27 protein-coding genes are annotated in these 26,897 nt (G+C 57.0%); 18 read left to right on the top strand and 9 right to left on the bottom strand.

The window, feature by feature from the left end; all coding sequences use genetic code 11:
- Positions 1-12 precede the first annotated feature (12 nt).
- Positions 13-651 (top strand): class I SAM-dependent methyltransferase, encoded by a 639-nt coding sequence (locus tag ACN0XM_RS04865; protein ID WP_417565793.1) that lies wholly within the window; start codon positions 13-15, stop codon positions 649-651.
- Here ACN0XM_RS04865 and ACN0XM_RS04860 read toward each other — a convergent pair.
- The 4 genes from ACN0XM_RS04860 to ACN0XM_RS04845 all read right to left on the bottom strand — a co-directional run bounded on the left by ACN0XM_RS04860 (position 648) and on the right by ACN0XM_RS04845 (position 4,704).
- Positions 648-1,655, bottom strand: coding sequence for a PA2778 family cysteine peptidase (locus ACN0XM_RS04860; RefSeq protein ID WP_417565792.1), 1,008 nt, complete (start codon positions 1,653-1,655; stop codon positions 648-650). The two genes, ACN0XM_RS04865 and ACN0XM_RS04860, sit on opposite strands and share 4 nt — an antisense overlap.
- A 9-nt stretch (positions 1,656-1,664) precedes the next feature.
- Positions 1,665-2,066 (bottom strand): PA2779 family protein, encoded by a 402-nt coding sequence (locus ACN0XM_RS04855; protein WP_417565791.1) that lies wholly within the window; start codon positions 2,064-2,066, stop codon positions 1,665-1,667.
- A 108-nt stretch (positions 2,067-2,174) separates the two neighbouring features.
- Positions 2,175-3,239, bottom strand: coding sequence for a hypothetical protein (locus tag ACN0XM_RS04850; RefSeq protein WP_417565790.1), 1,065 nt, complete (start codon positions 3,237-3,239; stop codon positions 2,175-2,177).
- A 19-nt stretch (positions 3,240-3,258) separates the two neighbouring features.
- On the bottom strand, positions 3,259-4,704 hold the full coding sequence (locus tag ACN0XM_RS04845) for a phospholipase D family protein (RefSeq protein WP_417565789.1): 1,446 nt from the start codon (positions 4,702-4,704) through the stop codon (positions 3,259-3,261).
- A gap of 171 nt (positions 4,705-4,875) precedes the next feature.
- On the opposite strand from ACN0XM_RS04845, the gene ACN0XM_RS04840 reads away from it, so the two are divergent.
- Genes ACN0XM_RS04840 through ACN0XM_RS04830 form a run of 3 tightly spaced genes read left to right on the top strand, consistent with a single transcriptional unit; the run spans position 4,876 to position 7,629 of the window.
- Positions 4,876-6,513, top strand: coding sequence for a protein kinase domain-containing protein (locus ACN0XM_RS04840; RefSeq protein WP_417565788.1), 1,638 nt, complete (start codon positions 4,876-4,878; stop codon positions 6,511-6,513).
- Entirely contained in the window at positions 6,513-7,268 is a 756-nt protein-coding gene (locus tag ACN0XM_RS04835; protein WP_417565787.1) for a protein phosphatase 2C domain-containing protein, read from the top strand. The genes ACN0XM_RS04840 and ACN0XM_RS04835 overlap by 1 nt, the downstream gene beginning before the upstream one ends.
- Positions 7,269-7,278: 10 nt before the next feature.
- Positions 7,279-7,629: an FHA domain-containing protein gene (locus ACN0XM_RS04830; protein ID WP_417565786.1), complete on the top strand. Its 351-nt coding sequence runs from the start codon at positions 7,279-7,281 to the stop codon at positions 7,627-7,629.
- Positions 7,630-7,650: 21 nt separating this feature from the next.
- Here the strand turns inward: ACN0XM_RS04830 and ACN0XM_RS04825 are convergent, their stop codons facing one another.
- The 5 genes from ACN0XM_RS04825 to ACN0XM_RS04805 form a co-directional block, all read right to left on the bottom strand.
- The gene (locus ACN0XM_RS04825) at positions 7,651-8,415 is read right to left on the bottom strand and encodes a glutamine amidotransferase (protein ID WP_417565785.1); all 765 of its coding nucleotides are present in this window, start codon (positions 8,413-8,415) and stop codon (positions 7,651-7,653) included.
- 16 nt (positions 8,416-8,431) lie between these two features.
- Complete coding sequence (locus tag ACN0XM_RS04820) at positions 8,432-9,157, bottom strand: YebC/PmpR family DNA-binding transcriptional regulator (RefSeq protein ID WP_417565784.1); 726 nt, start codon at positions 9,155-9,157, stop codon at positions 8,432-8,434.
- A 169-nt stretch (positions 9,158-9,326) separates the two neighbouring features.
- Positions 9,327-10,127 carry an MBL fold metallo-hydrolase gene (locus tag ACN0XM_RS04815; protein ID WP_417565783.1) on the bottom strand — a complete coding sequence of 267 codons (801 nt, stop codon included), beginning with the start codon at positions 10,125-10,127 and terminating at the stop codon, positions 9,327-9,329.
- 147 nt (positions 10,128-10,274) lie between these two features.
- Positions 10,275-10,703 carry an SRPBCC family protein gene (locus ACN0XM_RS04810; RefSeq protein ID WP_417565782.1) on the bottom strand — a complete coding sequence of 143 codons (429 nt, stop codon included), beginning with the start codon at positions 10,701-10,703 and terminating at the stop codon, positions 10,275-10,277.
- A gap of 103 nt (positions 10,704-10,806) precedes the next feature.
- Positions 10,807-11,682: an AraC family transcriptional regulator gene (locus ACN0XM_RS04805; RefSeq protein ID WP_417565781.1), complete on the bottom strand. Its 876-nt coding sequence runs from the start codon at positions 11,680-11,682 to the stop codon at positions 10,807-10,809.
- 162 nt (positions 11,683-11,844) lie between these two features.
- On the opposite strand from ACN0XM_RS04805, the gene ACN0XM_RS04800 reads away from it, so the two are divergent.
- The 14 genes from ACN0XM_RS04800 (at position 11,845) to ACN0XM_RS04735 (ending at position 26,897) form a co-directional block, all read left to right on the top strand.
- Entirely contained in the window at positions 11,845-13,338 is a 1,494-nt protein-coding gene (locus ACN0XM_RS04800; protein ID WP_417565780.1) for a CoA-acylating methylmalonate-semialdehyde dehydrogenase, read from the top strand.
- A gap of 96 nt (positions 13,339-13,434) precedes the next feature.
- Entirely contained in the window at positions 13,435-14,601 is a 1,167-nt protein-coding gene (locus ACN0XM_RS04795) for an acyl-CoA dehydrogenase family protein (RefSeq protein ID WP_417565779.1), read from the top strand.
- A 60-nt stretch (positions 14,602-14,661) separates the two neighbouring features.
- A complete protein-coding gene (locus ACN0XM_RS04790) occupies positions 14,662-15,441 on the top strand; it encodes an enoyl-CoA hydratase (RefSeq protein ID WP_099619498.1) in 780 nt (259 codons plus the stop codon).
- Between the two features lie 34 nt (positions 15,442-15,475).
- Positions 15,476-16,555: an enoyl-CoA hydratase/isomerase family protein gene (locus ACN0XM_RS04785; protein ID WP_417565778.1), complete on the top strand. Its 1,080-nt coding sequence runs from the start codon at positions 15,476-15,478 to the stop codon at positions 16,553-16,555.
- 115 nt (positions 16,556-16,670) lie between these two features.
- Positions 16,671-17,558, top strand: a complete 888-nt coding sequence (gene mmsB / locus ACN0XM_RS04780) for a 3-hydroxyisobutyrate dehydrogenase (RefSeq protein ID WP_417565777.1) — start codon at positions 16,671-16,673, stop codon at positions 17,556-17,558.
- A gap of 220 nt (positions 17,559-17,778) precedes the next feature.
- Entirely contained in the window at positions 17,779-18,921 is a 1,143-nt protein-coding gene (locus ACN0XM_RS04775; protein WP_417565776.1) for a zinc-binding dehydrogenase, read from the top strand.
- Complete coding sequence (locus ACN0XM_RS04770) at positions 18,921-19,982, top strand: proline racemase family protein (RefSeq protein ID WP_417565775.1); 1,062 nt, start codon at positions 18,921-18,923, stop codon at positions 19,980-19,982. Before ACN0XM_RS04775 ends, ACN0XM_RS04770 begins: the two co-directional genes overlap by 1 nt.
- Positions 19,983-20,155: 173 nt before the next feature.
- The gene (locus ACN0XM_RS04765; RefSeq protein WP_417565774.1) at positions 20,156-21,805 is read left to right on the top strand and encodes an AMP-binding protein; all 1,650 of its coding nucleotides are present in this window, start codon (positions 20,156-20,158) and stop codon (positions 21,803-21,805) included.
- Positions 21,802-22,218, top strand: a complete 417-nt coding sequence (locus ACN0XM_RS04760; RefSeq protein WP_417565773.1) for a PaaI family thioesterase — start codon at positions 21,802-21,804, stop codon at positions 22,216-22,218. The genes ACN0XM_RS04765 and ACN0XM_RS04760 overlap by 4 nt, the downstream gene beginning before the upstream one ends.
- 4 nt (positions 22,219-22,222) lie before the next feature.
- Positions 22,223-23,032 (top strand): alpha/beta fold hydrolase, encoded by an 810-nt coding sequence (locus tag ACN0XM_RS04755; RefSeq protein WP_417565772.1) that lies wholly within the window; start codon positions 22,223-22,225, stop codon positions 23,030-23,032.
- A 71-nt stretch (positions 23,033-23,103) separates the two neighbouring features.
- On the top strand, positions 23,104-23,889 hold the full coding sequence (locus ACN0XM_RS04750; RefSeq protein ID WP_417565771.1) for an ABC transporter ATP-binding protein: 786 nt from the start codon (positions 23,104-23,106) through the stop codon (positions 23,887-23,889).
- A complete protein-coding gene (locus ACN0XM_RS04745; RefSeq protein WP_417565770.1) occupies positions 23,886-24,608 on the top strand; it encodes an ABC transporter ATP-binding protein in 723 nt (240 codons plus the stop codon). Before ACN0XM_RS04750 ends, ACN0XM_RS04745 begins: the two co-directional genes overlap by 4 nt.
- Positions 24,609-24,686: 78 nt before the next feature.
- Entirely contained in the window at positions 24,687-25,901 is a 1,215-nt protein-coding gene (locus tag ACN0XM_RS04740; protein ID WP_417565769.1) for an ABC transporter substrate-binding protein, read from the top strand.
- A 108-nt stretch (positions 25,902-26,009) separates the two neighbouring features.
- A complete protein-coding gene (locus ACN0XM_RS04735; protein ID WP_417565768.1) occupies positions 26,010-26,897 on the top strand; it encodes a branched-chain amino acid ABC transporter permease in 888 nt (295 codons plus the stop codon).

The raw sequence follows: 26,897 nt of genomic DNA, 5'->3' as shown, positions 1-26,897 counted from the left end.
TTTCGCAGCGGCATGAGCATTTGCCCGGTTTGTGAGCAGGGCAGCCTGGTGGAATTCCGGGTGGTAAAGTCTCAGTGTTATCTCCGTTGCCCGGCATGCGAGGCAACGGTAATGGATGAGTCGTGCCGGCTTTCTCCTGATCAGGAGCGGGAGATCTACCTGCTGCACGATAATAACCCCTCTGATCGGGGCTACCGAAAATTTCTTTCAAAACTGGCAGACCCGCTGCTTGAGCGCATGCAACCGGGCGCTACCGGGCTGGATTTCGGCTGTGGACCAGGGCCAGCCCTGGCAAAGATGCTGGAGGCTAAAGGCATGGTTGTCAGCCTTTATGATCCGTATTTTTACCCCTCTGAAACAGCCTTGTCCGGTATCTATGACTTCATTACCTGTACCGAGGTCGTGGAGCATTTGTACGAGCCGGCTGAGGTGTTCCGGCGACTCGATCAATTGCTCAAACCGGGCGGCTGGCTAGGGGTGATGACCTGTTTCCAGACCGACGACGACCGGTTCGACAACTGGCATTATCGCCGTGACCCCACCCATGTTGTGTTCTACCGTGAATCCACGCTGGCATTGCTGGCGGAAAAATTCGGCTGGCGTTTGGAGATTCCGGGAAAGGACGTAGCGCTTTTCTTGAAGCGTGGTTAAGGCGCGTCCCCGGGACATTCCGGTAATACCGGGCAGTCTATCGGGGAAGTGCCGGGCTTTTTGCCGAGTAATGTTGAGTCGCTAAAGCGTTCTGGTGCCAGGGCAGCTGCGCATTGGGCGGCCTCGGTGGCATTTGCCGTGCACCCTGTCTCTTCCAGGGCGAAGGCCAGGTTGTTCCAGCCTTCGGCGAACTCCGGAAAACGGTTTGCCGCGCGGAGGAAATGCCCGGTCGCCTCGGTATGCATGCCCAGTTGCCAGGCCAGATTGCCTCTGGCCATGATGGCGGCCGGTTGGTCCGGCCAGGTGGTTTCCGCAGTCCGGTATGCCATTGCCGCGGCGGTGGTTCGCCCGGTCGTCTCCAGATCGTGGGCGGACTGGAGAAATCTCAGCGGTTTTGCAGTTGCCGGTACCTGATCGGGAGGCAGAATCACCACGGACCAGTTGTCGGCCCGCCCCCAGGTGTTGGCAAACACTTCAAGGGCCACGGGCTGGCGTTCGCGGGTATCGGTATGAAGAATCACGTCACTTTGCTCAGCGTCGTAACCGATCACAACCGCGAAGTGCCACTGGGGCCACCAGCCAAATCTCAGATTCTGCATAACCAGCACCGGGTTGCCGGCCGCCACTTCTGCCAGCATGCTCTCAAACTCACCGTTCAGCGGATAGACCAGCATTCCGTGGGACCGTGCCGCGGCGACCATCTCAATCTGCAGGGAGCCTTCCCGGCCAGGAATGTAAACCAGTTCTTTAAGAACGTCGGGATTGGTCTCAAGGCCCTGGCTGTTGAGCATCATGGCCAGAGAGGCTGGCCCGCATTGGTACCTTTCCTGTGGAAAAAACGGGACATCCTCAAGCACGATCTGTTCTGGCAGACTGTGGCGGGAGGTCCCATTGTCCGGGGCCGGCCATTGCGGCGTGCTGGCGCAACCGGCCAGCAGGGTGACCAGGAAAAACAGGATCAGCCTGCTGGACGTTGCTCTTATTGCAGAAAAAAAGAGTGCCACAGATCGATGCTATCGAAGGCAGTTCACAAACGGGAATACGTTAGTGGCGCACAGCATATCGGTGATAATGAACACAAGCAGGAACAGCACAATGATGCCAACCACATCCTGGCCCGCAGGGGCTTGGGCGAGCTGTTGTTCGAAATCCGCCAATTCCGCAGGCGTGAGATTCTGGATTCGTTCCTTGACCTGATCCTGGCTTACACCAAGGTCCGCCAGTTTGTCCTGAACTTCCTGCTTCTCAAGCATGTCGACGAGCTGTTGCCTGTCCAGCTGAACCTGTTGTTCGCTGATCATCTCGCCGGTTCCCACCATCCCGGCGGTTGCCGTCACCGACCAGACAGAGCCAAGCGCCATCATCATGGCCATAAAAAAAGAAACATACCGCAGGTGCTTGCGAATTCCTGACATGGTTAACTCCTGTTGTTGGCTTGTTCCTGTGCAACTGATGGAGTTCAGTTGCGCTGAACTAACCGGACGATAGAATACCGCATTGCGTTCCCTCAACATACAAAACGTTTAGATTCCGCGGACTTTCAGCTTTCGTTCGGGCCAATGGAGTATGGCGGCGCGGATGATCATGCGCCTTGCCAGTTCCGGATAATCTTGGCGAATCACCCCGGCGGCGAAATCCGAGAGGAAATCCGACTTCAGGGTTGCTCGAGCTTTCTGGGTGCCGGGCTCCTGGTAAGGGGCGGAAGACAACAGCAGAAAGCCGTCATCGGGAATCCGGCCGTTGTCCATATTGCTTTTGATGATGCCTGCGGCCTGACGAATAGGGTGTGAAAGGTCAGGGCTGTAAGGCCCGATGATCAGGGCCACATTGGGCGCGTGCAGGAAGTCGAAACCGCGACCCAGGCAGATCACCCATTCCCTGTGTTCAATATTCAGCTCCCGGTCACTGTGGCGGATTTCGGAAACATGCCGGATGTTACCCCGCACCAGGGGCAGCAGATCACGTCGCACCGGACCGGGCATGTCGGGGCACAGAGCCGCAATCTCAGCGGGCATATCCTCCAGCCGCGATACCGGCACGAATGACAGGTCAAGGACCTGCTCCGGGCTACCGTGCAACACCAGTGCGTCCTCATCGGTCTCAAAGCCGCACACCAGCGGGTAAACCGTCTGGTGCCCGGTGCCAAAAAGCTTTTCCATCTGGCTTTTAATCTGGAACGCGTGGTTCATGGCTGCCTGGCGGTCACAGTCGAAACCGGCGCAGCCTCGCTCCCGGGCTCCCTTCGAGTAGTGATAGGTGATGATCACCAGAACCCGCCGCCCCTGGCTGACGGCTTCCTGAACGCTATCGGCCAGCATGTCTCCCAGGTAAGGCCAGCCCAGCTCAAAGATCCCCCCCAGATTGCGAAAAGGGTGAATGACTCCCAGCGGTGTCTGGGTGACATAAGGCAGGTGAATGCGACCATCCATGCATTTCATCGCGATGATCTGGGTGTTGTGCTCTGCCAGGTATCGCTGCCTTGCCAAGTGGTTTTCAGGACTGCAGAAGCTGGCGGAATGTGCGCGGCTCAGCTCCATCAACCAGTCAATGCGTTCCCCGATGGGGAGGGCATGCACAGGTGTCGTCATTGGTCTTATCCTGTTGCGTTCAGAAAGTCGACAGGCCAGTCGCCTCCATAATCCGGTAACGCCAGTAGCGCAGCCTTGATTCGTCAGCCCAGCGTTCATAGGGCAGGCTCAGAACCGGTTCGTTGCCAGGGCCTTTGTGCCATTGTTCGTCGAAGAATGCTCTTGCTTTCGTGGCGACTGCAGAGCTGTCCTCAACCGAGATCCAAACGTCTGTTTCCAGGTTCAGGTCATCCAGATTGCGGCGGGTGAAATTGGCAGAGCCCAGGAGCATCTCAATTTTGTCGTTTTGTTTTTCCAGTATCAGCAGCTTACTGTGGCATTGCTCACCCCGGGTATTACACCAACGTACAGGAATGCCCGCCTGGACAAGTTCCATGGCGACCTGCCGGTTGGGAATGCCGCTTTTCTGAAGACCAAAGGCCTCGCTGTTGGCATCAAGCAGAATCCGAAGCTGTGCGCCACGCTCTGAGGCCCTGGCCAGTGCTTCGACAATCTGCCGGTGAGACAGGTAGAACATCGCCAGATCCAGCTGGTCGCCCTCTGCCGCCGCGCGAATCATATCCAGAGCCTGGTCGAGTATGGCCGATTCGGTCAGCACCGCCACTTTGTCCTTTTCACCCCCTCCAGATCCAGGGGCGTTTTCAACCCGGCTGATCCAGTCATCAAGCGTTTCTGTGCCGACTCCGGACATGGCCAGAACCGCTCGTTCACTTCGCAACACATCGGCCACGGCGGGCCCTTTGAAGCTCAGTCCGAGGTTGCCGTGGCGGCTACTGCCATCATGGGGGTTGGCTGAGGTCACAAGGGCTCTTAGGGAGCCGGCATCATCCACCACCAAAAGTTTGCGGTGATTGGCCTTGAAGTTCAGCAGGGCCAGGTAGCTTCGAATGGTAACCGGGGTTTTGCCCAGGGCATTGTTGAGCCAGCCGCCGTCCGGCTTATTACCGAACCATTGGCAGCAAAACCGCCAGATGGAAGACCAGGTGGGGTTGCTGTCCCTGAGGGGATGAAGCGCCGTTTCGTAAACGGGAATGCCGGCGTTATGCAAGGCTTCAAACCAGGGTGACGTTGTCCCGCCATACATGGTGTTCAGTGGATCGGAGATTACGATCACAGACAACCCCGGTTTTGCCGACTTCCGGGTCAGCAGGGCCTCAGTCAGTTGCTTTGCCAGGGGGCGATGAACCACGTCTTCCGGTTTGGTGCTGTTGAACAGGAACATGTCGACAAGAATGAACTCTTCGGCCTGCCCGATCAGCCGGAATACCTCATTAAAGATTTCATGGTCTTTCTCTTCGTGACCATCCGGGTAATGACGAGTGACATCGGTCAGCAGGACAGGATCTTCCAGCGGAAAGACCCCACCACGATAACTGATGCCCTGAGGCAAGGGTTTGTGGGTGTGGTAGAGCCCGATACCAACCAGCGTGAGGAGAAACAGAAGCAGCAGTAACTTCAGTGTCATGGGCGTAATGCCATCATCCTTGAGTGAAACGGTGAAATTACCATACGTGACCTTCCTCTCAGGTAAACAAACACTTACAAAAAACACCCCTGTCACTGTATCACCCGACACCAACGCTTTCTAAACTAGGCAGATCAATCATTTATAACGAAGTTGCCTGTGAACGCCATTATGTCATTCATACCGCGTCTGTTCAGCCTGCGGACGGTTGTTCTTTTGGCTGCCGTGGTGTTTGCCCTGGCAGGAGAACAGCTGGCGCTTGTTGGCTGGGCCGACCGGGTGCTGTTCAGTATTCTTGGAGTGCCAGAGGGTGTTGGCCCGACGTCTATCCTGCCACCGGAAGCCCTGCACTCAGCATTAGCTGACCGGGGCCTGGCGGAACCCCGTTGGGTGGATATTGCGGTTACGGCCGGGCTGGCCGTTACGGCACTGTACCTGACGCTTGCAGTCCCGGTGATGGGCGCCGCCGTTTCCCTGCCTGTTACTCTGCTGCTTGGTGGCACCCTGGTGGTATTGCAGGCCGCCCTGATGTTCTACCGCAATGCCTGGGTGCCTCTGGGGGAAGTACTGACCCTGCTGGTGGTCGGCTTTTTGATGATGTTGTTCTGGCTTCAGCCCCACAATCGAATTCGCGCCCTGACGGACAACGTCCGTGAGGCACGTCTGAAGTTGGCGAAACTGATTTTACAGCAGGGGCACACCGACGACGCCCTCGAGGCACTCAATCAGTGCCCGGACTGCGAGGGGGCGCTGGAGTTGCGTTACGACATCGCCATCCAGCAGGAACGTAAACGCCAGTATGAGAAGGCTGTAAACACTTACCACGGTATCCTCGCGCGCAAGAAGAATTTCCGGGATACCGCGGCCCGCCTGGGGGCACTGGAAAAAATGACTCCGGACGGTTCAATGGTGCAGACCGGCAGCTTCGACAATACTCGCACCCTGCTAATGCCGGAGCCCACGGTGAGTCGGCCAACTCTGGGGCGCTATGAGATCGAGCGGGAGATCGGCCGGGGCGCCATGGGCGTGGTTTATCTCGGCAAGGATCCGAAAATTGCCCGAACCGTTGCTATCAAGACCCTAAGCTACCAGGCATTTGATGATGGCCTGCTTCAGGATCTGAAGGAACGTTTCTTTCGGGAGGCCGAAGCGGCTGGTCGTCTGAATCACCCGGCGATCGTGACGGTTTACGACGTCGGAGAAGAGGCGGACCTTGCCTACATCGCCATGGATTACGCCAAGGGCCGGCCACTCAGTGAATTCGGGAAACCGGGGCGGCTGCTGCCGTTGCCCAGGGTGCTGGATATTGTCGCGCGGGTTGCCGAGGCGCTGGCCTACGCCCACAGCCAGAAAATTGTCCATCGTGATATCAAGCCGGGGAACATTATTTTCAATCCCGACACCGGCGACATAAAAATCACCGACTTCGGCATTGCCAAAATCTCCGACGACTCCCGGACCCGCACCGGCGCTGTTATGGGCAGCCCGCTCTACATGTCCCCGGAACAGCTCAAGGGCCAGAAAGTAACAGGCGCTTCCGATATCTACAGTCTGGGGGTTACCCTGTACAAACTGGTGAGCGGTGAAACACCGTATCAGGGCGATACCCTGGCAAATCTGACATACCAGATCCTCAACAAACGCCCGCGCAGCGTCCGGGAATTCAATGCCGAGCTGCCCAATGGAGTGGTTCGGTTGATCAACAAGGCAATCCAGCGTGAGCCGGATAAACGCTTTGCCAGCGCCGCCACCATGGCCGAAGCAGTTCGTCGCCTGGCGGTTCGGGAAGCGGGCCAGGAGGTGTCTTGATGAGGTATTGCATTGCAGGCCAGAGTCACCGGGGTGCAGTCAGGGAATCGAACCAGGATGTGGTGGACTGGCGGGTTAACGATTCCGGTGATCAGGCGCTGGTGGTGGTTGCCGATGGCATGGGCGGTTACCAGGGCGGCGAGATCGCCAGCCGTCTGGCGGTTGAGGCGGTTGTGGAGTTGCTTGAGTCAGAACTATCCGGATCACTGTCCGTAACGACAGACGCTTTAGTCAGGGATGGCTTGGAGCGTGCTTTTGCGCTGGCCAATGAGCGAATACTGGACAAGCGCTCCGAGGATGCAAAGCTTGGCAAAATGGGCACAACCCTGGTGGTGGCCTGGGTAATCGGCAACAGGGCACACATTGCCCATATCGGCGATTCCCGGTGTTACTGCCTGCGCTGCGACCAAGCGATCTGTCTGACTCGGGACGATACCGTCGTTCAGAACATGCTGGAAGATGGCAGTATTACCGAGGCAGACGTTCCCAATGTGCCCTTTAAGAATGTACTCACCAGTGCGGTGGGCGCCATTGAGCTGGTGCAGCCCAGTTACCGCGTTGAGGGTTTGGAAAACGGTGATGTGCTGTTGCTGTGTTCCGATGGACTGACGAATTCTGTCCCGGAAACCCAGTGGCTTGAGATCATGAAGGAAAGTGACGGAATGGAGAGCACGGTTCAGGCATTGATCGACGCTGGCCTGGCAAACGAGGCTGGCGATAACGTGTCTGTGGTATTACTGACGTTGGAGTATTGAGGAAACTGACATGGCTTCGCTTTCGCAACTGGTGGACAACGTGGTGGTCAACACCTTTGAACTTGGGCAGCCGGAAACCCGCCTTGGCCGCCGTCCGGATAATGATATCCGGATCGATGAGATCTCGGTGAGTGGCCAGCACGCCCTTATTGAAGCAGTACCCAATGCCTATCTCGAAGGTACCGTAGACTACTACATCACCGACAGCGCCAGCACCAATGGTACCTTTGTTAACGAATTGCGAGTTGAGGGCCGGCAGCGGTTGAACAGTAACGACATGGTGCGTATCGGCTGGAATGAGTTTCGCTTCATTGATGAAGAAGAGCAGGCGATGGAAAAGACCGCCTATATCCTAGACTGAAGGAAAATGCCGGCCCGCGTATTACCGGGCTCGTTCCATAACCAGCCTTGAAAAACGAGGGAGAAGCGAGGACGCATCCGGGGCGGGCTTCACACCGGCAATCAGGGCTTCCGCATCAAGCCCTTCCCGGGTCAGGTCCGGCGCCTGCACTTCCAGGTAGGCTCTCATGACGGCATCAGTGAATTCGGGATGGAACTGCACGCCCCACGCGCAGGAGCCGATTCTGAACGCCTGGTTGGGCTCGAAACGGTTGCGTCCCAGCAGCACCGCACCTTCGGGCAGGCTGAGCACGGATTGCCGGTGCGTCAGCTGGGCCGGGAATGTTTTAGGTAGCTCCCGGAACAGGGCGTCCGAATCGGCCTCGGGAAGCAGTTCAATCTCATGGGTACCGGTTTCCCGGCCGTCCGGGTGATAACCTGCTTCCCCGCCCAGTGCATGGGCCAGTAACTGATGCCCATAGCAGACACCGAGTACCGGGATTTCGCTTCTAACCGCTTTTGCCAGCCAACGCCCCGCGTTCTCACTCCATTCAGCCCGGTCGCTGACCATAGCAGGCGAGCCTGTTACCACAATGCCATCCCAGTCTTCCGGGCTTCCGGGTAGCTCTCCGGCTTCCACATTTATGACGGTAATATCCAGTTCCGATGACAGTCCGCGAAGGAACCAGTCGTCGAAATCGCCGAACTGAGCCAGCAGGCGAGGGTACGTGCTGCCTGTTTTCAGCACCACCACCCGAGCCTTTCGGTTCAGAGAAAGGTTCTGTTGCACGGTGTTGTCTTCCTGCATGGCACGGGCCTCCGGTTTATTGGTCCGGCAGTTCGGCGTTGTGGAATACGTTCTGTACGTCGTCCAGTTCGTTCAGCATATCCAGGAATTTTTCGAACATGGGGATGTCATCGCCTTCCACCAGTGTGGTGGTCTTGGGGAGGAACTGGATTTCGTCGACCTCAAAATCGATGCCTTCGATGGCGTCAACCAGTGCCTGACGGGCCTTGGCATATTCCGTGTTCGGTGTGAAAACCGTAATCAGGCCGTCTTCGTTCTCGATATCTGTTACGTCTACGTCCGCCTCCATCAGTGCTTCCAGAACGGCTTCCTCATCATCGCTCTTGAACGCAAAAATGGCGCTGTGATCAAACATGTGGGCAACGGTGCCCGGAGTGCCGATCTTGGACTTGGTCTTGGTAAAGGCCAGGCGTACGTCGCCAAAGGTGCGGTTCGGGTTGTCTGTCAGACAGTCCACAATCACCATGCAGTTACCCGGTCCATAGCCTTCATAGCGGGCAGGGGAATAGTCCTCACCGGCGCCGCCCCGGGCCTTGTCAATCGCCTTCTCGATAACGTGTGAGGGCACCTGGTCTTTCTTTGCACGGTCGATCAGGCCGCGCAGGGACAAGTTGCCATCCGGGTCTGTTCCGCCGGATTTGGCGCTCATGTAAATCTCTCGTCCGTACTTGCTGTAGACCTTGGTTTTTGCCGCAGCCGTCTTGGCCATGGACTCTTTGCGGTTCTGGTAGGCTCTGCCCATTTGCACTGCCTCTTGGTTCTCTGGAAAAGGCCGGATTTTACTCAACATTGCCGGTTTGGGACAGGCCTATTTGGCAACGATTCCGTGGCGCCCTTCCTGAAATGGTCTATATCAAAGTGTCGTGCCAAGGTGCCAACAGCGCAGCAATTTCCGGCGGATCTTCCCTCGGCTATACGTAATCGACCGGGCGCCGATAGTTGTCCTGGGTCATGAGGTCGATCCCGCACTCCATATCACTCACCCAGCTCAGGAAACGATCAACCATCATTGGCCCTTCAAAGCGCTTTCCATGTTGGGGAACAATCATCGCCACGTCCATTTCACGAACCATGTTGGCCCACAGCCGGCAAACCTTTTGGGAAGCGATATACCGGCGATGAAAGCCGATCATGCTCGGAATGTGTTTGTCGAAATCTTTCACTGGCAGATGATCGTCCTCGCCACCGAGCGAGGCGCCCAGGTCACCCGAGAACAGAATTTTCGACACCGGGTCGTAGAACTGCAGGTTGCCGACCGAGTGCATAAAGTGTGCGGGTAGGCACTGCAAGAAGGATTCCCCGAATTTAACGTTGGCGCCGGCATCGGGAATGCTGACAATGCGATCGAACACACTGCCGCTGAGCTGGCTGGTGACATAGCTGGACACCAGGTGCGGAAGGAACCGGGCCCACAGTTTCGAGGTGACGATTTTGGCGCGGGTATGCACGATCCAGCGGTCAATGGCGCCGATAATATCCGGATCCTGATGGGATGCGAACACGTAATCCATATCCCGAATGTTCATGTAACGGGAAGCGGCAACCGAGAGCGGCGTGTAGGTCAGGTCACCGCCTGGGTCGATCAGGGCTTCGTGTTTGCCATCGACAATAAGGAACTGGTTGGACTGAACGCCCTCGCCGGTTACCAGGGAATCGAACATCAGGCATTTGTGGTGTCCGTCATCGAACAGGACAATCGGTTCGGCTGCCATTTCGGTCTCCCGCTGAAAACATAGGAACCCGGCCGGAATGGCCGGATATTGCAAGCTGCGCGGAGGTTACAAAATTGACAAAAGCCAACTCTTGCCACAGGTCAATTATCTGATATTCATCAAGTAACGATTTGTTTTCGCCGGAATTCAGGCCAGTTGCGGCACCCGTTTAATTCCGCGACGAATTCCCTGTTCAAGTGCCGTACTCACCATTTTCCCGGTAAACGGCACAATGTCCTCAAAAGAGATGGTGTAGTTCACCCGGGTCTTGCCTTCCGGGGTATCTTCAAAACGGATTCGCCCCAGATGATTCCGGATCGGGCTCATGCTGGTGATGGTGTACTCAATCAGTGAATCCGGCTCGAAATTGGTTACGGTCTCTTCCAGGCCTACCAGCCCAATACCAATCTTACGGACTGAACCGATGCCATTTGGGTCGGCCTGGTGGCTGTCCCTGATGCGTTTGACCGGCGCACCCAGAAGCTTTCCAAAACGATAGTGATCGGCAAACAGGGCAAACACCTTTCTCCGAGGCACATCGACGGTTTCATCAATTTCAATTCTGTACATGGCCATGGGCTCACTCTTTCTATCCATTTATCGATCAAGACTAACTCGTTAGCTTCTACAACAAAAGTCGTAGTAGGCGGCAGGTTTCAATCTGGCCCGGGACACCTTGTCAGTGGCGGGCGGTATGCCGGTAATCCCGGGGTGACTGGCCCATAACCTTCTTGAAAAGCCGCGAAAAATAATAGGCGTCGTCGTACCCGAGACGCCGGCTGATGTCGGCAAAACTGAGGCTGCTGGTGTCCAGCATCTGGCAAGCTCTTTCTACCTTCAGATGCAGGAAGTGCTGTATCGGAGAGGTGCCGGTCTGTTCCCGGTAACGGGTGGCAAAATGGGCCGGAGACAGGCCAGAAAGGTCCGCAAGCTGCTCCAGGCTGATGCGCTCATCGAGGTGTTCACGCATATAGTTGTGGATGGTTTCCAGTTCGGCCTGCCGTTCGTGGCCGGTCTCATCGGCGTTGATAGGAACGGCTGCCATGAGCTGCCGGAGCCGGTTAGCGGCATGGATCAGCCCGCGAGCCCGAAAACCGGTCTGGCGTACCGATAACAGTCCGTTGAAATCCACCAGCAGGCGAGGCTGGCGCCCCAGGTGGCGGATGCGGGTTGAGTCGTCAAACCCCATGTAGTTCCGGAAATCCTCGGCCAGTGGCCCGGTGTAATGAACCCAGTGAATGGTCCAGGGATTCTCCGGGTCCGCGGTGTAGCGGTGGTTGGCTCCGGCTGGCAATAGAAGCAGGTCGCCGGCTTGCACAGTGTGGGGCTCTCCCTGAATATTCAGGAACGCCTTGCCTTCGGTGCAGTAAATCAAAAGATTGTCGTGGTGATGTTCCCGGTGCATGTGATGGCCCATGGCGCGGCGGTAATGGCCGAAGGCAAGGGGGTACAGGTCCCTGGTCAGTGGGTGACTGGCCAGAAGCCGGATAATTGGCTCAGGTACCACGTAGCGAATGCTGTCTTTGGGCACCGGCCATTGTGAGGTTTGAGTCATTTTTCCTGTCGCCTTGATTTCCTGAATCGAAAGATAGTCCATCACGGACGAAATTTAGTCAATCACACTCTCGCCTTTCCCGTGCTAGTCTTTTGTTAAACGTGGTCAGAGCCCAATGGGTTTTGGCTTGCTTCCCCGATAACAACAAACAGGGATATGAACATGAAGAAAGTACCTCTTTTTCTCGCAGGTGAGTTTGTCGACAGCAATACCAGTGATTGGATTGATGTCACCAACCCCGCCACCAACGAAGTCATTGCCAAGGCTCCGTGCACCACCGATGGCGAAATGCGTAAGGCCATCGAAAGCGCCGGTGAAGCTTTCAAGACCTGGAAGGAAGTTCCTGTCTCTGAGCGAGCCCGCGTGATGTTGCGCTACCAGGCCCTGCTAAAAGCCCACCATGACGACATCGCAGAAATCCTGGCCCTGGAAACCGGAAAGACTTTTGATGACGCCAAAGGCGATGTCTGGCGCGGTATCGAGGTGGTTGAACACGCCGCTAACGTTGCCTCCATGATGATGGGCGAGACGGTTGAGAACGTGGCCCGTGAAGTGGACACCCACTCCTGGATTCAGCCGCTGGGTGTCTGCGCCGGTATTACCCCGTTCAACTTCCCGGCCATGATCCCGCTGTGGATGTTCCCGATGGCGATCGCCTGCGGTAATACCTTCATCCTGAAACCGTCCGAACAGGACCCAATGACTCCGATGCGCCTTGCCGAGCTTTTTGAAGAAGCCGGTGCGCCCAAAGGTGTTCTGCAGGTGGTTCATGGCGGTAAAGAGCAGGTAGATGTGCTTCTGACCGATCCGGCCATCAGGGCCGTTTCCTTTGTTGGTTCTGTTCCTGTCGGCCGTTATATCTATGAAACCGGCACCCGTAACATGAAGCGTGTTCAGAGCTTCGCCGGTGCCAAGAACCACATGGTCATCATGCCGGACGCCGACAAACAGCAGGTGCTCAATGCCCTGGTGGGTGCATCTGTTGGCGCTGCCGGCCAACGCTGCATGGCGATCTCCGTTGCCGTTTTCGTAGGCGAAGCCCAGCAGTGGATTCCGGAACTGAAAGAAGCCATGGCCAAGGTCCGTCCCGGTGCCTGGAACGACGCCGGGGCCAGCTATGGCCCGGTGATTTCCGCCAAAGCGAAAGACCGTATCGAATCTCTTATCGCCACAGGTGAAGCCCAGGGCGCCAAACTGCTGCTGGATGGCCGTGGTTGCACGGTGGATGGTCTGCCTGATGGCAACTGGGTTGGCCCGACGCTGTTCTCCGGCGTGACTACCGAGATGGATATCTACAACGAGGAAGTCTTCGGCCCGGTTCTGTCCTGTGTTGAGCTGGACAGCCTGGGAGCGGCGATTGAGCTGATCAATAACAGTCCATATGGTAACGGTGTATCCATCTTCACCGGTTCCGGTGGCGCTGCACGTCGTTTCCAGCACGAGATTGATGTAGGCCAGGTGGGTGTGAACATTCCCATTCCGGTGCCCCTGCCGTTCTTCTCGTTCACCGGTTGGAAGGGCTCCTTCTACGGTGATCAGCATGCTTACGGCAAGCAGGCGGTTCGCTTCTACACCGAGACCAAAACAGTTACCTCCCGCTGGTTCTCCAGTGAGGCGACAAGCTCGGAAGCCAACTTCTCTATCCAGTTGCGTTAATTGCGTTGAAGGTGGGGTATTTGGGCCGGAATTCGTTTCCGGCCCCTTGTTTTTTGCCCCTTTCAATGTCAAGCCTCTATTACTTGGAGCGTAACGATGGACTTTAACCTCACTGAAGACCAGCAGGCGTTTCGCGAAGCGGCCCGGGCGTTTGCAGAGAAATCCATGGCGCCCTACGCGGCAAAGTGGGATGACGAACATATTTTTCCGAAAGACGTACTCAAAGAAGCCGGCGAGATGGGGTTTATGGGCATATACACCCCGGAAGCTCTGGGAGGCATGGGCCTGTCACGGCTGGACACCTCCGTTATTGTGGAAGAACTTGCCGCTGCCTGCCCCTCAACCGCCGCGTTTATCACCATCCACAATATGGCGACGTGGATGGTTGCCAGCTTCGCCTCGGATGACCTCAAACAGGAAATTGTGCCGAAACTGGCGAGCGGCGAATGGCTGGCGTCCTACTGCCTGACGGAGCCGGGTGCCGGTTCAGACGCGGCCAGCCTGCGCACCAAGGCAGTCCGGGACGGCGACAGTTATGTGATTAACGGCAGCAAGGTGTTTATCTCCGGTGCCGGCGCCACCGACATCCTGGTGCTCATGGCCCGAACCGGGGCGCCGGATTCCGGCTACAAAGGGATTTCCACCTTCGTGATCCCCGCGGATGCCGATGGCGTTTCCTATGGCAAGAACGAGGAGAAGATGGGGTGGCACAGCCAGCCGACCCGGATGATCAGCCTCGAAAACGTCCGCATTCCTGCCAGTAACCGTGTGGGCGAGGAGGGCGACGGTTTTGCCATTGCCATGAAAGGCCTTGATGGCGGGCGCCTGAACATCGCCACCTGTTCCATCGGCGGTGCCCAGGCGGCGTTGCTGCGAGCCCGCAATTACATGCACGAGCGTGAGCAGTTCGGCAAACCGCTGGCAGCCTTCCAGGCTTTGCAGTTCAAACTGGCTGATATGGCTACCAACCTGGTGGCTGCGCGGCAGATGGTTCGGCTTGGAGCCTTCAAGCTGGATAACGCTGATCCGGAAGCGACACTGCATTGTGCTATGGCGAAGCGCTTCGCCACCGATGTCTGTTTTGAGGTGGTTAACGATGCGCTGCAGCTGCACGGTGGTTATGGCTATATTCGAGAATACCCGCTGGAGCGCTATCTGCGAGATCTGCGAGTGCACCAGATTCTGGAAGGCACCAACGAAATCATGCGCCTGATTATTGCCCGCCGCCTGCTCGATGACGGCGTCGCTGAGGCCATTCAGTAAGCATAAAGACGGGTCAGATGAACATTTCATCTGACCTCATTTTCAGAAGAGGAACATGAAATGAGCGACCTGATTCAGCTCGAAAAACGCGGACACATTGCGGTCCTTACCATCAACAATCCCCCGGCCAATACCTGGACCCGGGATTCACTGGTTGCCTTGATGGACACGGTTCGTGAACTGAACGAAGACCGGAACATCTTTGCCCTGGTAATGACCGGGCAGGGCGAGAAATTTTTCTCCGCCGGCGCTGATCTGAAAACCTTCGCCGACGGTGACAAGGCTCGGGCCAATGAAATGGGCCAACTGTTTGGTGAAGCTTTTGCGACCCTGAGCCGGTTCCGGGGGGTGTCGATCGCAGCGGTGAATGGCTACGCCATGGGCGGCGGTCTGGAGTGCGCAATGGCCTGCGACATCCGAATTGCCGAAGAGCATGCCCAGATGGCCTTGCCGGAAGCGTCCGTCGGCCTGTTGCCCTGTGCCGGTGGCACCCAGAATCTGCCCTGGCTGGTGGGTGAAGGTTGGGCCAAACGTATGATCCTGTGTGGCGAACGCGTAAATGCAGATACCGCCTTGAGAATCGGTCTGGTAGAGGAAGTGGTGCCCTCCGGCAAGGGGCTCGAAAAGGCCCTGGAGCTGGCGGAGATGGCTTGCAAGCAGAGCCCGTCCTCCACTGCCCGCTGCAAGACCCTGGTGATGAGCGCCCGGGATGGTCGTAGCCATGACGATGGCTGGCGCATGGAGAGAGAACTCTTTGTTGAGCTGTTCTCCACCGAAGACCAGAAAGAAGGCGTGAATGCGTTTCTAGACAAACGCAAGCCGGAATGGAAAAACCGCTGAGGCCGGCCCCTGAAGGCTGGCTCAAGGACCTGATATGAGTGATCACCCCATTATCTTTGAAGAGTGGAAAACGGGCGACGGCGCGCTGATTGCCGTGGCCCGGCTGAACATGCCCAAGACGCTTAACTCGCTGTCTCTGGAGATGATTCGCCTTCTGACACCACAGTTGAAGCGCTGGGCCGAAGATCCGGCGATTCAGGCAGTGTGGCTTGAAGCCGAAGGTGATAAGGCGTTCTGTGCGGGTGGCGACATCGTAGCCCTGTATCGCAGCATGACCGAGCCCCAGGGTGCTAACGCCAGTGAGGGCGAGGCCTTTTTTACCGAAGAATACGAGCTGGATTATCTGATCCACGTCTTTCCGAAGCCCATTGTGTGCTGGGGCCATGGCATTGTGATGGGAGGCGGCATGGGCATCATGCAAGGCGCTTCCCACCGGGTAGTGACTGAAGGCTCAAAACTGGCCATGCCGGAAATAACCATCGGCCTCTATCCGGATGTAGCGGCTGGCTGGTTCCTGAACCGAACGCCTGGCCGTACCGGGTTATTTCTGGGCCTGACGGGCGCCCGTCTTAACGGCCCGGACGCCTTGTTTACTGGCTTGGCAGACCGGTTCATCCGGCACGACCTGAAAGCTGATGTGATCGCTGAGCTTTGCAAACGCAACTGGCAGGAGGATGAAGGCCACGCCGTGGTAGGAAGCGTGCTCAGACAGTTTGAGCGTCAGAGTACCGATGCCATTCCGAAATCACCGGTACGCACTCATTTTGATGAGATAAATCGCGTAACTGATGCCGACTCCCTGGAAGCGACCGTGAGCCAGCTCAGCGAGCTTGCTGGTGGTGAAGGTTGGGTGGCAAAGGCGACTCGTTCCCTGGCCGGTGCCTCGCCGACGTCCCTGGCTCTGGTCTGGCGCCACCTGCATGGATGCAAACACGATAGCCTGAAACAGGTGCTCGACAAGGAGCTGGTGCTTTCCAAAAAATGCCTGTCCAAAGGGGAGTTCGCAGAAGGTATCCGTGCGCTTCTGATCGACAAGGACCAACAGCCGCGATGGCGCTATGCGTCCCTGGCCGAGATGGAGAGTGCCTGGATTGACGGCTTTTTTAACCAGTAGCGGGCCTGTTGTCGGATTAAGCTGCGCTAATTCGGTAGGCTCCAGTTCTTGAACTTCAGGACCGTCCGACAAGGCCGGTCTGCTAAATCGCATACAACAAGAAAGGGGAAAAGACATGGCAACAATTACCTTCATCGGCCTTGGCAACATGGGCGGCCCCATGGCCAGCAATCTGGTTAAAGCCGGCCACGATGTCACCGTGTTTGATCTTTCGAAAGATGCCGTTGCAGCTCTTGTGTCCGAAGGCGCAAAAACTGCCGACACTGCCCACGAAGCCGCTAAAGGCGCTGAGTGTGTAATCACCATGCTGCCCGCAGGTCAGCATGTGGAGGCCGTGTATCTGGGCGACGATGGCCTGCTGGCCAAACTGCCGGCCGGTACCCTTGTGATTGACTCCTCTACCATTGCACCCGAGACCGCACGAGGCGTGGCAGAGGCCGCAAAAGCCAAGGATATTCCGTTTCTGGACGCACCGGTCTCCGGTGGCGTAGGTGGTGCCAAGGCGGGGACACTGACCTTCATCTGTGGTGGCGCGGAGGAGGACTTTAACAAGGCAAAGCCGATCCTCGATGCTATGGGCAAGAACATCTTCCACGCTGGCGAGCACGGTTCCGGTCAGGTTGCCAAGATCTGTAATAACATGCTGCTCGCTATTCTGATGGCGGGCACCAGCGAGGCGTTGGCACTGGGCGTGAAAAACGGCCTGGATCCGGCGGTGCTCTCGGAAATCATGAAGCAGAGCTCCGGCGGCAACTGGGCGCTGAACGTCTACAACCCCTGGCCGGGAGTGATGGAAGGCGTGCCGGCATCCCGCGGCTATGAGGGCGGTTTCCTGGTGAACCTGATGAACAAGGATCTCGGGTTGGCCTTCGACAATGCGGTTAAGAACCACGCGGCGATTCCCATGGGCTCGCTGGCCCGCAACCTGTTTGAGCTCCATGCCGGGCAGGGTAATGGCACGCTGGACTTCTCCAGTATTCAGAGGCTTTACAAGCCTGAGTGATGTGAAACCGGGGTCAGATAATGACCGCAGATTTCGTTTGCTTTTGCCGTGGAACTGGGTGGAGCAGGTGACGGAGCCGATTCTCCGGCTCCGTCCGGTCTGCAGGGTGATCGCAGGCTAGCCATAGTAATAGATAGTCGTAACACACTGACACATCCCCGAATCTCACCTATCCTCTCTGAGTATCTCAAATTCAACGGACAGGGAGGATCACCCGCCCATGATCCCGAACACCATGAAAGCCATGGTTCTCACCGGCCATGGTGATATCGACAAGCTCGAATATCAGGACGTGATCACCCCCAGGCCCGGCCCCGGCCAGGTGTTGGTTCTGGTGACTGCTACAGCGAAGAACAATACCGACCGAAAGGCACGGGAAGGGCTTTATCCCACCAAAAAGGGTGAAATGACCTCGTTCCAGATGGGCGGTAAGCCCACGCTGGTTTTTCCCCGGATTCAGGGAGCGGATATTGCCGGTCGCGTGGTGGCTGTCGGTGAAGGGGTCGATGAAGGCAGAATTGGCGAGCGGGGCCTGCTGGATTTCAACATTTACGCCAATGACCGTCGGGATATCAACCTTACTCCGGACTACTACGGCCACGGTGCTGATGGCGGATACGCGGAATACGTTGCGTTGCCAGCGGACCAGTTTCACCACATTCCCAACCCTGAGCTCGCGGATGCAGAAGTGGCATCCATGGGCATGTGCTCCTACCAGACCGCCATGCATATGGTCACCTCGGCCAACATCAAGGCCGGAGAACGGGTGCTGGTAACCGGGGCAAGCGGCGGTGTGGGTACGGCCCTGATTCAGCTATGTCGGATCATGGGAGCCATTCCCTATGCCCTGAGCAAACAGGACAAGGCTGCAGCTCTGCTGAAGTTGGGCGCAGAGGCCGTGCTGGATCGCTCCGATATGGACACCTTTGTGGAGCGTGTAAAGGCGGAAACTGGTGGCAAACCCATCGATGCCGTCATGGATCTGGTCGGCGGTGAAATGACCGACGTGTTCATCGATACCATGATATTCGACATGAACGCCCGGGATACCTACCCGCGCCTGAGTATTGCTGGCGCCAGCGGCGGCAACATCAGCGAAATCCTGTGGACCCGGATCTACCTCTACCAGGTGCAGATTTTCGGGGTATCCCATGGCACCCGGGAAGAGGCGGAACAACTGATGGCCTGGATCCGGGGAGGGCAGCTGAAACCGGTTTTGCACGGTGCCTTCAGGCTCTCCGACCTGCATCGGGCAGAAGAGTATTTTGTGAACCGGGGCAGTAATTATCTCGGCAAGATCGTGATCGTTCCCGACTCACAATGGGAAGAACACGGCCAACGCTGGTCACTGGAGAGCGCCTGATGAAACCCGAACTAACCATTCAGTTGATGGATACCCATGCCGGCGGTGATGTCAGCCGGATCGTGACCGGTGGTATTGATCCGTTGCCGGGCGATACCATTCGGGCGCAGATGGAGTACCTGCGGGATGATGCCGATGGCCTGCGCCGGCTGCTGCTGGAGGAGCCGTACGGAGTTCCGGAGATGTCCGTGGATTTGCTGGTACCGCCAACCGATCCCCGGGCCGCCGCAGGTTATATCATCATGGAAGTTATGGGCTACCCGATCTACTCCGGCTCCAACACCATCTGCACGGCCACGGCAGTGTTGGAATCGGGCATTGTTCCTAAACAGGAAGGTAAACAGAGTTTTATCCTCGAGTCTCCCGCTGGCCTGGTTCAGATCGAGGCGACTGTGCACGACGGCGTGGTGGAAGCCATCACCTGTGAAGGTCTGCCCAGTTACATCCACACCTACAAGGCCAGCATCGACGTGCCCTCACTGGGTGAGGTTACCTACAGCGTTGCCTACAGTGGCGGCTTTTACGCATTGGTTGATGCGGCCAGCATGGGCTTCGACCTGACCCTGGACGAAGAGCGCAAACTGGCGGAAACCGCTCATGCCATTGTCGAAGCAATCCAGGCCGAGCGGGGCTTTTCCCACTATACCCTGGGCGATGTGGGGCCACTGCCGTTCCTGCACTTCATGGGCCCTGTGGGGCATGTGGCCGAGGGCTATTACCGGTCCCGGTCCGCAACCTATGTGCATCCTGGTGTGATTTGCCGGAGCACAACGGGCACCGGCACTTCGGCCCGCCTGGCGTTGATGAACTACGAAGGCAGTATCAAACCGGGCGACAAGCTCGAAACCGTTTCCCTGAGAGAGACCGGCTTTATCGGTGAGTTTACCTCTGTCGAGGAAGAGGGTGAGTACCAGGTGATCAGGAACAACATCACCGGCAAGGGCTATGTCATCGCCCGCTCCGACATTGTGGTCAACTGCGATGACCCCATGGTTGAGTGCGGATCCCTGCACCACATCCTCTCGAGCCGCGATCCCGGAAAAGTTAACCCTCAATCCTGAGTTCCTTTCGGGATCCCTTTGCCGGGCGCGGCGTGCCTGCCGGGCCCGGTTTCCCTACTCATAAAACCAGACAGGTTTCTTCCTTTTTGGTCTAAAGTTTACCTTTACGTAAAGTGAAGCCTGTGATAAACCTTGACCCGTGCTTTCAATGATAAAAACAACAGGAGTTGAGAATGAGCCTTCCGGAATATACCGACGTTTACAACAACTTCGATCCTGCTGCTCTGGAAGCGGACATCCTGGATGGACGTCTGGATAGCGGGCTCAACGTGTGCCACGAAATCTGCGACAAATGGGCGGATGACCCCAGTCGGGTTGCTCTGTACTACGAAACCGAGGACGGCGGTGACGGCACTCTGACCTTCGCCGAGTTGAGAGAGGCCTCTGCGCGCTTCGCCAATTATCTGAAATCAAAGGGCATCGGGAAGGGTGACCGGGTGGCTGCACTCCTGCCGCGCACTCCGGAGTTGCTGATCGTTATCGCCGGAACCCTCCGTGCCGGTGCCGTGTACCAGCCGCTATTCACGGCCTTTGGTTCCGGGGCCATTGAATACCGTTTTGAGCGGGCCAGCACCAAGCTGGTGGTGACCAACCCGGAAAACTATTCCAAGCTGAACGACGTTAAAGTCTGTCCGCCGATTGTTGGTGTCAACGCCAGTGAGATTGGCGCAGACATTCCCGATTTTGAAGAGACCCTGGTGGCCCAGTCCAGCGAGTTCGAGCCTGTCATGATCAAGGGCGACGATCCGTTCCTGCAGATGTTTACCTCCGGAACCGTGGGTAAGTCCAAGGGCGTTGCTGTCCCCGCCAAGGCGCTGCTGGCGTTCTATGTCTACATGAAGTACGCCATCGATCTGCAGGACGGCGACAAGTTCTGGAATGTGGCTGATCCCGGATGGGCTTACGGTCTTTACTATGCCGTGGTTGGGCCCCTGCTCATGGGTCACGCCACGCATTTCAACCCGGGCGGTTTTACCCCGGAATCCACCTACGACATGATCCGGAAGTACAAGATCACCAACCTGGCTGCGGCGCCCACAGCCTACCGCCTGCTCAAGGCCAACGATCACGTGCTGCCGGAAGGCGAGAACCTCGGTCTCCGGGTTGCCAGTAGTGCCGGCGAACCTCTCAATCCGGAAGTGGTGAACTGGATTCGCAACCGCCACTTCTGCCCGGTAAAAGATCATTACGGCCAGACCGAGACCGGAATGACCTGCTGCAACTTCCACGGCCTTGAGCATCCGGTGCGTGAAGGCTCCATGGGCTATGCCTCCCCGGGCCACAAAGTTGTCGCCCTGAACGAGAAAAACGAGGAAGTAGGCGAGGGTGAGGTCGGCCAGTTGGCTGTCGATGTGAAGGCCTCCCCGCTGTTCCACTTTGACGGCTACACCTGGGGTGAAAAGGACCCATTCGTAAACGGCTACTACCTCACCGGCGACATGGTGATCAACCATGGCGATGGCTGTTTCTCCTTCAGCGGCCGGGATGACGACATCATCACCACTGCCGGTTACCGCGTGGGCCCTGCGGACGTCGAAAGCACGTTGCTTGAGCACGCCGCCGTGGCGGAATCAGGCGTTGTCGGCAAGCCGGACGAAAAGCGCGGCTCCATCATCAAGGCGTATGTGGTGATCAAGGGTGATTACGCCGTCGGAGACGAGCAGGCGCTGAAAGACGAACTTCAGGAACTGGTGCGTCGCAGGCTCTCTACCCACGCCTTCCCGCGGGAGATCGAGTTCGTTGATGAACTGCCCAAGACACCCAGTGGGAAGATTCAGCGGTTTGTCCTGCGTAATCAGGCCAAGGAAGAAACCGGCGGATGATCATCACGTTTGAAGAGCTGCAGGCCTTCCTTGACGAGCAGTTTCCGCAGGGCGCCGCCTTCGGCACTCTGCAGAAGCTCGGGGACGGCTGGGCAGAAATGAAGCTGGAAGTGGATGAAGAGCACCTCAGGCCTGGGGGGACCGTCTCCGGGCCGGCCATGATGGGGCTGGCGGACGTCACCCTGTATGCTGCGCTGCTCAGCAAGATTGGCCTGGTGCCTTTGGCGGTAACCACCAACCTCAATATCAATTTCCTGCGCAAGCCAGTGGCACACCAGCCAATCTGGGCCAGGGCGACCATGCTGAAGGTCGGCCGTACCATGGGTGTGGGCGAAGTGTTCGTCTACTCCGAAGGCGCGGAAGAGCCGGTTGCCCACTCCACCATGACTTATTCGATCCCTCCGAACCGGTAACGCCATGCAGATAAGAGATATGATGGTGCCGGTGGGCGCGGGCGTTGAGCTGGAAGTAAGGCGAATACAGCATCATGATCCCAAAGGGCCGGTTCTGGTTTTCCTGCACGAATCCCTTGGCAGTATTGCCTTGTGGCGCAAGTTTCCGGAAAAGCTGGCCAGAGCGACTGGCTGTGATGCGCTGATCTATAACCGACGGGGTTATGGTCACTCCACCGACGAGGTTTTGCCGCGTCCCTATGACTTTCAGGAAGAGGAAGGTTCTGTCTGGTTGCCACGCCTTCTGGACGAGCTCGGCATTGAGAGGGTGGTGCTGATCGGCCACAGCGATGGCGGGTCCATTGCTTTAATAACAGCCGGCGCGATGGGGAGCCGCGTACAGGCGCTCGTCACCATGGCGGCCCATATCTATGCCGACCACCTGACCCTGGCGGGCCTGGAAGAAATGGCCATCCGTTACCGGGACACTGATATCCGTGAACGCCTGGAGCGTTATCACGGCCATCGCACCGACGATCTGTTCAACGCCTGGCAAACGGTTTGGCGTGACGAAGGGTTCCATGCGGCGATGGATTTCAGCGGTTGGCTGGCGGCAATCGAATGTCCGGCTATGATCATTCAGGGGGAAAACGATGAATATGGAGTGCCCGAACAGGTTACCGACATCGTAGCCGGCATAGGCGCCAGCGCCCGCGAAGTCTTTCTCGAGGGCACTGGCCACTCGCCCCATCTGGAAAAAACGGACCAGGTGGTGGCGTTGATCTACGACTTTTTGTGTAGCGAGATTGAACTGAAAAACAGAATTAACTGTTGACGTTTACGTATACGTCAATCTAATCTGTGATATAGATGACATGTACAACAATAACAAAGGTAGATTGGCTCATGAGTGAACAGTACGTTCTGGAGACTCGTAACCTTGTCAAGGAATTCAAGGGCTTTGTTGCGGTCGACGACGTGAATCTGAAGATTCGTAAAGGCCATATTCATGCCCTGATAGGCCCCAACGGCGCCGGCAAGACCACGGTCTTCAATCTGCTCACCAAGTTCCTGATTCCGACTCGGGGCCAGATCCTGTTCAAGGGTCAAGACATCACACCTCTGAAATCGGCTGCCATTGCCCGCAAGGGCATTGTCCGCTCATTCCAGATTTCCGCGGTGTTTCCTCACATGACGGCACTGGAAAACATTCGGGTTGCCCTGCAAACCGCAGAAAACAATTCCTACAGCTTCTGGAAGTCCGGTGCTTCGCTGAACAAACTGAACCAGCGCTGCATGGAATTGCTGGATTCCGTGGGGCTTACAGAGTTCGCTAACACCACAACCGTGGAACTGGCCTATGGCCGCAAGCGGGCATTGGAACTGGCAACCACTCTGGCCATGGAACCCGAATTGCTGCTTCTCGATGAGCCTACCCAGGGCATGGGTGGCGAAGACGTAGACAGTGTGGTTGAACTTGTTCGCAAGGCAGCCAAGGGCCGCACGGTACTGATGGTGGAACACAATCTCGGGGTGGTCAGCAAACTGTGCGACCGTATTACGGTGCTGGCCCAGGGGGCCGTGCTGACCGAGGGAGAGTATAACGAAGTGTCTGCCGACCCCCGAGTGCGCGAAGTCTACATGGGGACCGCGAACGATAAAGCTACAGCGGAGCGGGAGAAAACAGAATGAGCCACCGTCCCGACAAAGAATACGAACAGCTGCGCGTTTCCGGCCTGCATGCGTTTTACGGTGAGTCTCATATCCTCCACGGCATTGATCTGGTGGTTAACCGAGGCGAGCTGGTCACCCTGCTCGGGCGCAACGGCGCTGGCCGCAGTACCACGCTCAAGGCCATCATGAACATGGTCGGCCGTCGCACCGGTTCGATCATGATCAACGGCGAAGAGACCATGTCTTGTGCGCCGCACCATATTGCCAGGTTGGGTGTCGGGTATTGCCCCGAGCATCGGGGCATTTTTTCCGCACTCAACGTCCAGGAGAACCTGACCCTGCCACCGATAGTGCGCAGCGGCGGCATGAGCCTGGAAGAGATTTACAGCATGTTCCCCAACCTCTATGAGCGTCGCTTCAGCCAGGGCACGAAACTGTCCGGCGGTGAACAGCAGATGCTGGCCATGGCCCGCATTCTGCGGACCGGCGCCAACATGTTGTTGCTAGATGAAATCACCGAGGGGCTGGCACCGGTCATTGTTGAAAAGCTTGGGGAAGTGCTGATCAAACTCAAGAACAAAGGCCTGACCATTGTGCTGGTGGAGCAGAATTTCCATTTCGCCGCGCCCCTGGCCGACCGCCACTACGTTGTGGAGCACGGTCAGATCGTGGAAGAGATAAGCGCCGACGAGCTTGAAGCCAAGCAGTCGCTGCTGAACGACTATTTGGGTGTGTAACACCGGATAGAAGAGAGCAACAACCAAAAAAAGTAACAACCCGAACAACCAACGCAAGACAGTAGCGGAGAAACAACAATGACAATGATGAAAAAGCTTCTGACAACAGCCGTTGCAACAGCCATGATGGTGGGTGGCGCCCAGGCGGCCGTTTCAAATGACACCGTCAAAATTGGCTATCTGGCCGATATGTCCGGTACCTATCGTGATCTCGCCGGGCCTAATGGCATGAAGGCTCTGGAAATGGCCATTGCCGATTTCGGCGGAAAAGTGAACGGTGCCAAAATCGAAGTGGTAAGCGCGGATGACCGCAACAGCCCGGATGTGGCCTCCAGCACAGTGCGCCGCTGGGTCGAGAATGAGAACGTCGATCTGGTTGCCGGTCTTGTGGCTTCCTCAGTTTCTATCGCGGTGAGCGACATTCTTGAAGAGAATGACAAGCTGGGTATCATTTCCGGCTCTGCAGCCTCCAGCATTACCAACGAGCACTGCACGCCTAACCATATCCACTATGTGTACGACACATATCCACTGGCGAACGGTACCGCCAGTGCGGTGGTCAAAGAAGGCGGCAAAACCTGGTATATCCTCACTGCGGATTATGCCTTTGGTCACGCCCTGGAAGCAGACGTAACCCGCGTTGTTGAGGCCAACGGTGGCGAAGTCATCGGCACCCTGCGGCACCCGTTCCCGACACCTGACTTTTCCTCCTTTATTTTGCAGGCTCAGGCGTCCGGTGCCGATGTGGTCGCCCTGGCGAATGCCGGTGCGGATACCACCAACGCCATCAACACCGCCAGTGAGTTTGGTGTCACCCAGTCCGGACAGACCCTGGCAGCTCTGTTGCTGTTCCTGACAGATGTGCATGCATTGGGCGCAGACGCAGCCCAGGGTATCCAGCTGACTACTGGCTGGTACTGGGACATGAACGATGAGACCCGTGCCTGGTCGGATCGCTTCATGGAAGAAACCGGTGTGCGCCCGACTATGGTTCACGCCGGTATCTACTCAAGCGCCATGCAGTACCTGAAAGCCGTTGAAGCCACCGGCTCCGACGACGCCCAGACTGTACGCAAGCAAATGATGGATACCCCGATCAACGATATGTTTGCCAAAAACGGCAAGATTCGTGTCGACGGCCGCATGGTGCATGACATGTACCTGGCAGAGGTCAAAACTCCAGAGGAGTCCACAGGTGAGTGGGATCTCTACAAAATCCTCCGCACTATCCCGGCAGACGAAGCCTATCGCCCGCTCTCCGAGAGCAAGTGCCCGCTGGTAACCAGCAAATAAAGAGAAGAGCGTAATCTTCGGGGCTCCCTTCCTTCCGGTCGGGCAGCCCCGGGAACTCGCAACGATGATCCCCGGTATCACGTTTGCGCTGCTTTTGGAGTGAGCAACATGTCCATGATTTTCGGTGTCCCCCTTGCTGTGCTGGCTGGTCAGCTTCTGATCGGGGTCATTAATGGCGCGTTTTATGCGCTCTTGAGCCTCGGCTTGGCAGTTATCTTTGGCCTGCTCAAGATCATTAACTTTGCCCATGGTGCGATGTACATGCTGGGCGCCATGTCCACGGTCATCCTCTTTGATAGCCTCGGCGTCAATTACTGGGTCGCGCTTTTCCTTGCCCCCTTGCTGGTGGGAGCGGTCGGTGTGCTGATCGAATACTTCCTGCTGCGGAGGATTGCGGGGCAGGATCACATCTACAGCCTCTTGCTCACCTTTGGTGTAGCTCTGCTTTTAGGCGGGGTGCTAACGAATATCTACGGGGTTTCCGGGCTCCGTTATGCTATGCCTGACGTGTTCCAGGGTGGAATGAAACTTGGGTTCATGTTCCTGCCCTATTACCGGCTCTGGGTTATCGTGATGGCGTTGCTGGTCTGTTTCGGCACCTGGTACATGATCGAAAAAACCAAACTTGGGGCCTACCTGCGGGCCGGAACCGAAGATTCACAGCTGATGCAGGGGTTTGGTATCAACGTGCCGTTACTGGTCAGCCTTACCTATGGCTTTGGCGTAATGCTAGCTGCGTTCGCCGGGGTTCTTGCTGCGCCCATCTATTCGGTAACGCCGGTGATGGGGTCTCACATCCTTATAACCGTCTTTGCGGTGGTGGTTATCGGTGGTATGGGTTCCATCGGTGGCGCGATTATCACTGGCATTCTTATGGGTGTCATTGAAGGCCTGACCAAGACCTTCTATCCGCCTGCTTCATCCGCGGTGATCTTCCTGGTCATGGTGATCGTTCTGATGTTCCGCCCCAGTGGCTTGTTTGGTAAGGAGGCGTAA

Source organism: Marinobacter sp. (assembly GCF_048269445.1).
Lineage (GTDB): Bacteria > Pseudomonadota > Gammaproteobacteria > Pseudomonadales > Oleiphilaceae > Marinobacter.
This window is presented reverse-complemented; position numbering and strand designations above follow the sequence as displayed.

Coding starts and splice junctions, on each gene's coding strand:
- ACN0XM_RS04865 (WP_417565793.1), top strand. CDS start 13: ATGAGCATTTGCCCGGTTTGTGAGCAGGGCAGCCTGGTGGAATTCCGG.
- ACN0XM_RS04855 (WP_417565791.1), bottom strand. CDS start 2,066: ATGTCAGGAATTCGCAAGCACCTGCGGTATGTTTCTTTTTTTATGGCC.
- ACN0XM_RS04850 (WP_417565790.1), bottom strand. CDS start 3,239: ATGACGACACCTGTGCATGCCCTCCCCATCGGGGAACGCATTGACTGG.
- ACN0XM_RS04845 (WP_417565789.1), bottom strand. CDS start 4,704: ATGACACTGAAGTTACTGCTGCTTCTGTTTCTCCTCACGCTGGTTGGT.
- ACN0XM_RS04840 (WP_417565788.1), top strand. CDS start 4,876: ATGTCATTCATACCGCGTCTGTTCAGCCTGCGGACGGTTGTTCTTTTG.
- ACN0XM_RS04835 (WP_417565787.1), top strand. CDS start 6,513: ATGAGGTATTGCATTGCAGGCCAGAGTCACCGGGGTGCAGTCAGGGAA.
- ACN0XM_RS04830 (WP_417565786.1), top strand. CDS start 7,279: ATGGCTTCGCTTTCGCAACTGGTGGACAACGTGGTGGTCAACACCTTT.
- ACN0XM_RS04825 (WP_417565785.1), bottom strand. CDS start 8,415: ATGCAGGAAGACAACACCGTGCAACAGAACCTTTCTCTGAACCGAAAG.
- ACN0XM_RS04820 (WP_417565784.1), bottom strand. CDS start 9,157: ATGGGCAGAGCCTACCAGAACCGCAAAGAGTCCATGGCCAAGACGGCT.
- ACN0XM_RS04815 (WP_417565783.1), bottom strand. CDS start 10,127: ATGGCAGCCGAACCGATTGTCCTGTTCGATGACGGACACCACAAATGC.
- ACN0XM_RS04810 (WP_417565782.1), bottom strand. CDS start 10,703: ATGGCCATGTACAGAATTGAAATTGATGAAACCGTCGATGTGCCTCGG.
- ACN0XM_RS04805 (WP_417565781.1), bottom strand. CDS start 11,682: ATGACTCAAACCTCACAATGGCCGGTGCCCAAAGACAGCATTCGCTAC.
- ACN0XM_RS04800 (WP_417565780.1), top strand. CDS start 11,845: ATGAAGAAAGTACCTCTTTTTCTCGCAGGTGAGTTTGTCGACAGCAAT.
- ACN0XM_RS04795 (WP_417565779.1), top strand. CDS start 13,435: ATGGACTTTAACCTCACTGAAGACCAGCAGGCGTTTCGCGAAGCGGCC.
- ACN0XM_RS04790 (WP_099619498.1), top strand. CDS start 14,662: ATGAGCGACCTGATTCAGCTCGAAAAACGCGGACACATTGCGGTCCTT.
- ACN0XM_RS04785 (WP_417565778.1), top strand. CDS start 15,476: ATGAGTGATCACCCCATTATCTTTGAAGAGTGGAAAACGGGCGACGGC.
- mmsB (WP_417565777.1), top strand. CDS start 16,671: ATGGCAACAATTACCTTCATCGGCCTTGGCAACATGGGCGGCCCCATG.
- ACN0XM_RS04775 (WP_417565776.1), top strand. CDS start 17,779: ATGATCCCGAACACCATGAAAGCCATGGTTCTCACCGGCCATGGTGAT.
- ACN0XM_RS04770 (WP_417565775.1), top strand. CDS start 18,921: ATGAAACCCGAACTAACCATTCAGTTGATGGATACCCATGCCGGCGGT.
- ACN0XM_RS04765 (WP_417565774.1), top strand. CDS start 20,156: ATGAGCCTTCCGGAATATACCGACGTTTACAACAACTTCGATCCTGCT.
- ACN0XM_RS04760 (WP_417565773.1), top strand. CDS start 21,802: ATGATCATCACGTTTGAAGAGCTGCAGGCCTTCCTTGACGAGCAGTTT.
- ACN0XM_RS04755 (WP_417565772.1), top strand. CDS start 22,223: ATGCAGATAAGAGATATGATGGTGCCGGTGGGCGCGGGCGTTGAGCTG.
- ACN0XM_RS04750 (WP_417565771.1), top strand. CDS start 23,104: ATGAGTGAACAGTACGTTCTGGAGACTCGTAACCTTGTCAAGGAATTC.
- ACN0XM_RS04745 (WP_417565770.1), top strand. CDS start 23,886: ATGAGCCACCGTCCCGACAAAGAATACGAACAGCTGCGCGTTTCCGGC.
- ACN0XM_RS04740 (WP_417565769.1), top strand. CDS start 24,687: ATGACAATGATGAAAAAGCTTCTGACAACAGCCGTTGCAACAGCCATG.
- ACN0XM_RS04735 (WP_417565768.1), top strand. CDS start 26,010: ATGTCCATGATTTTCGGTGTCCCCCTTGCTGTGCTGGCTGGTCAGCTT.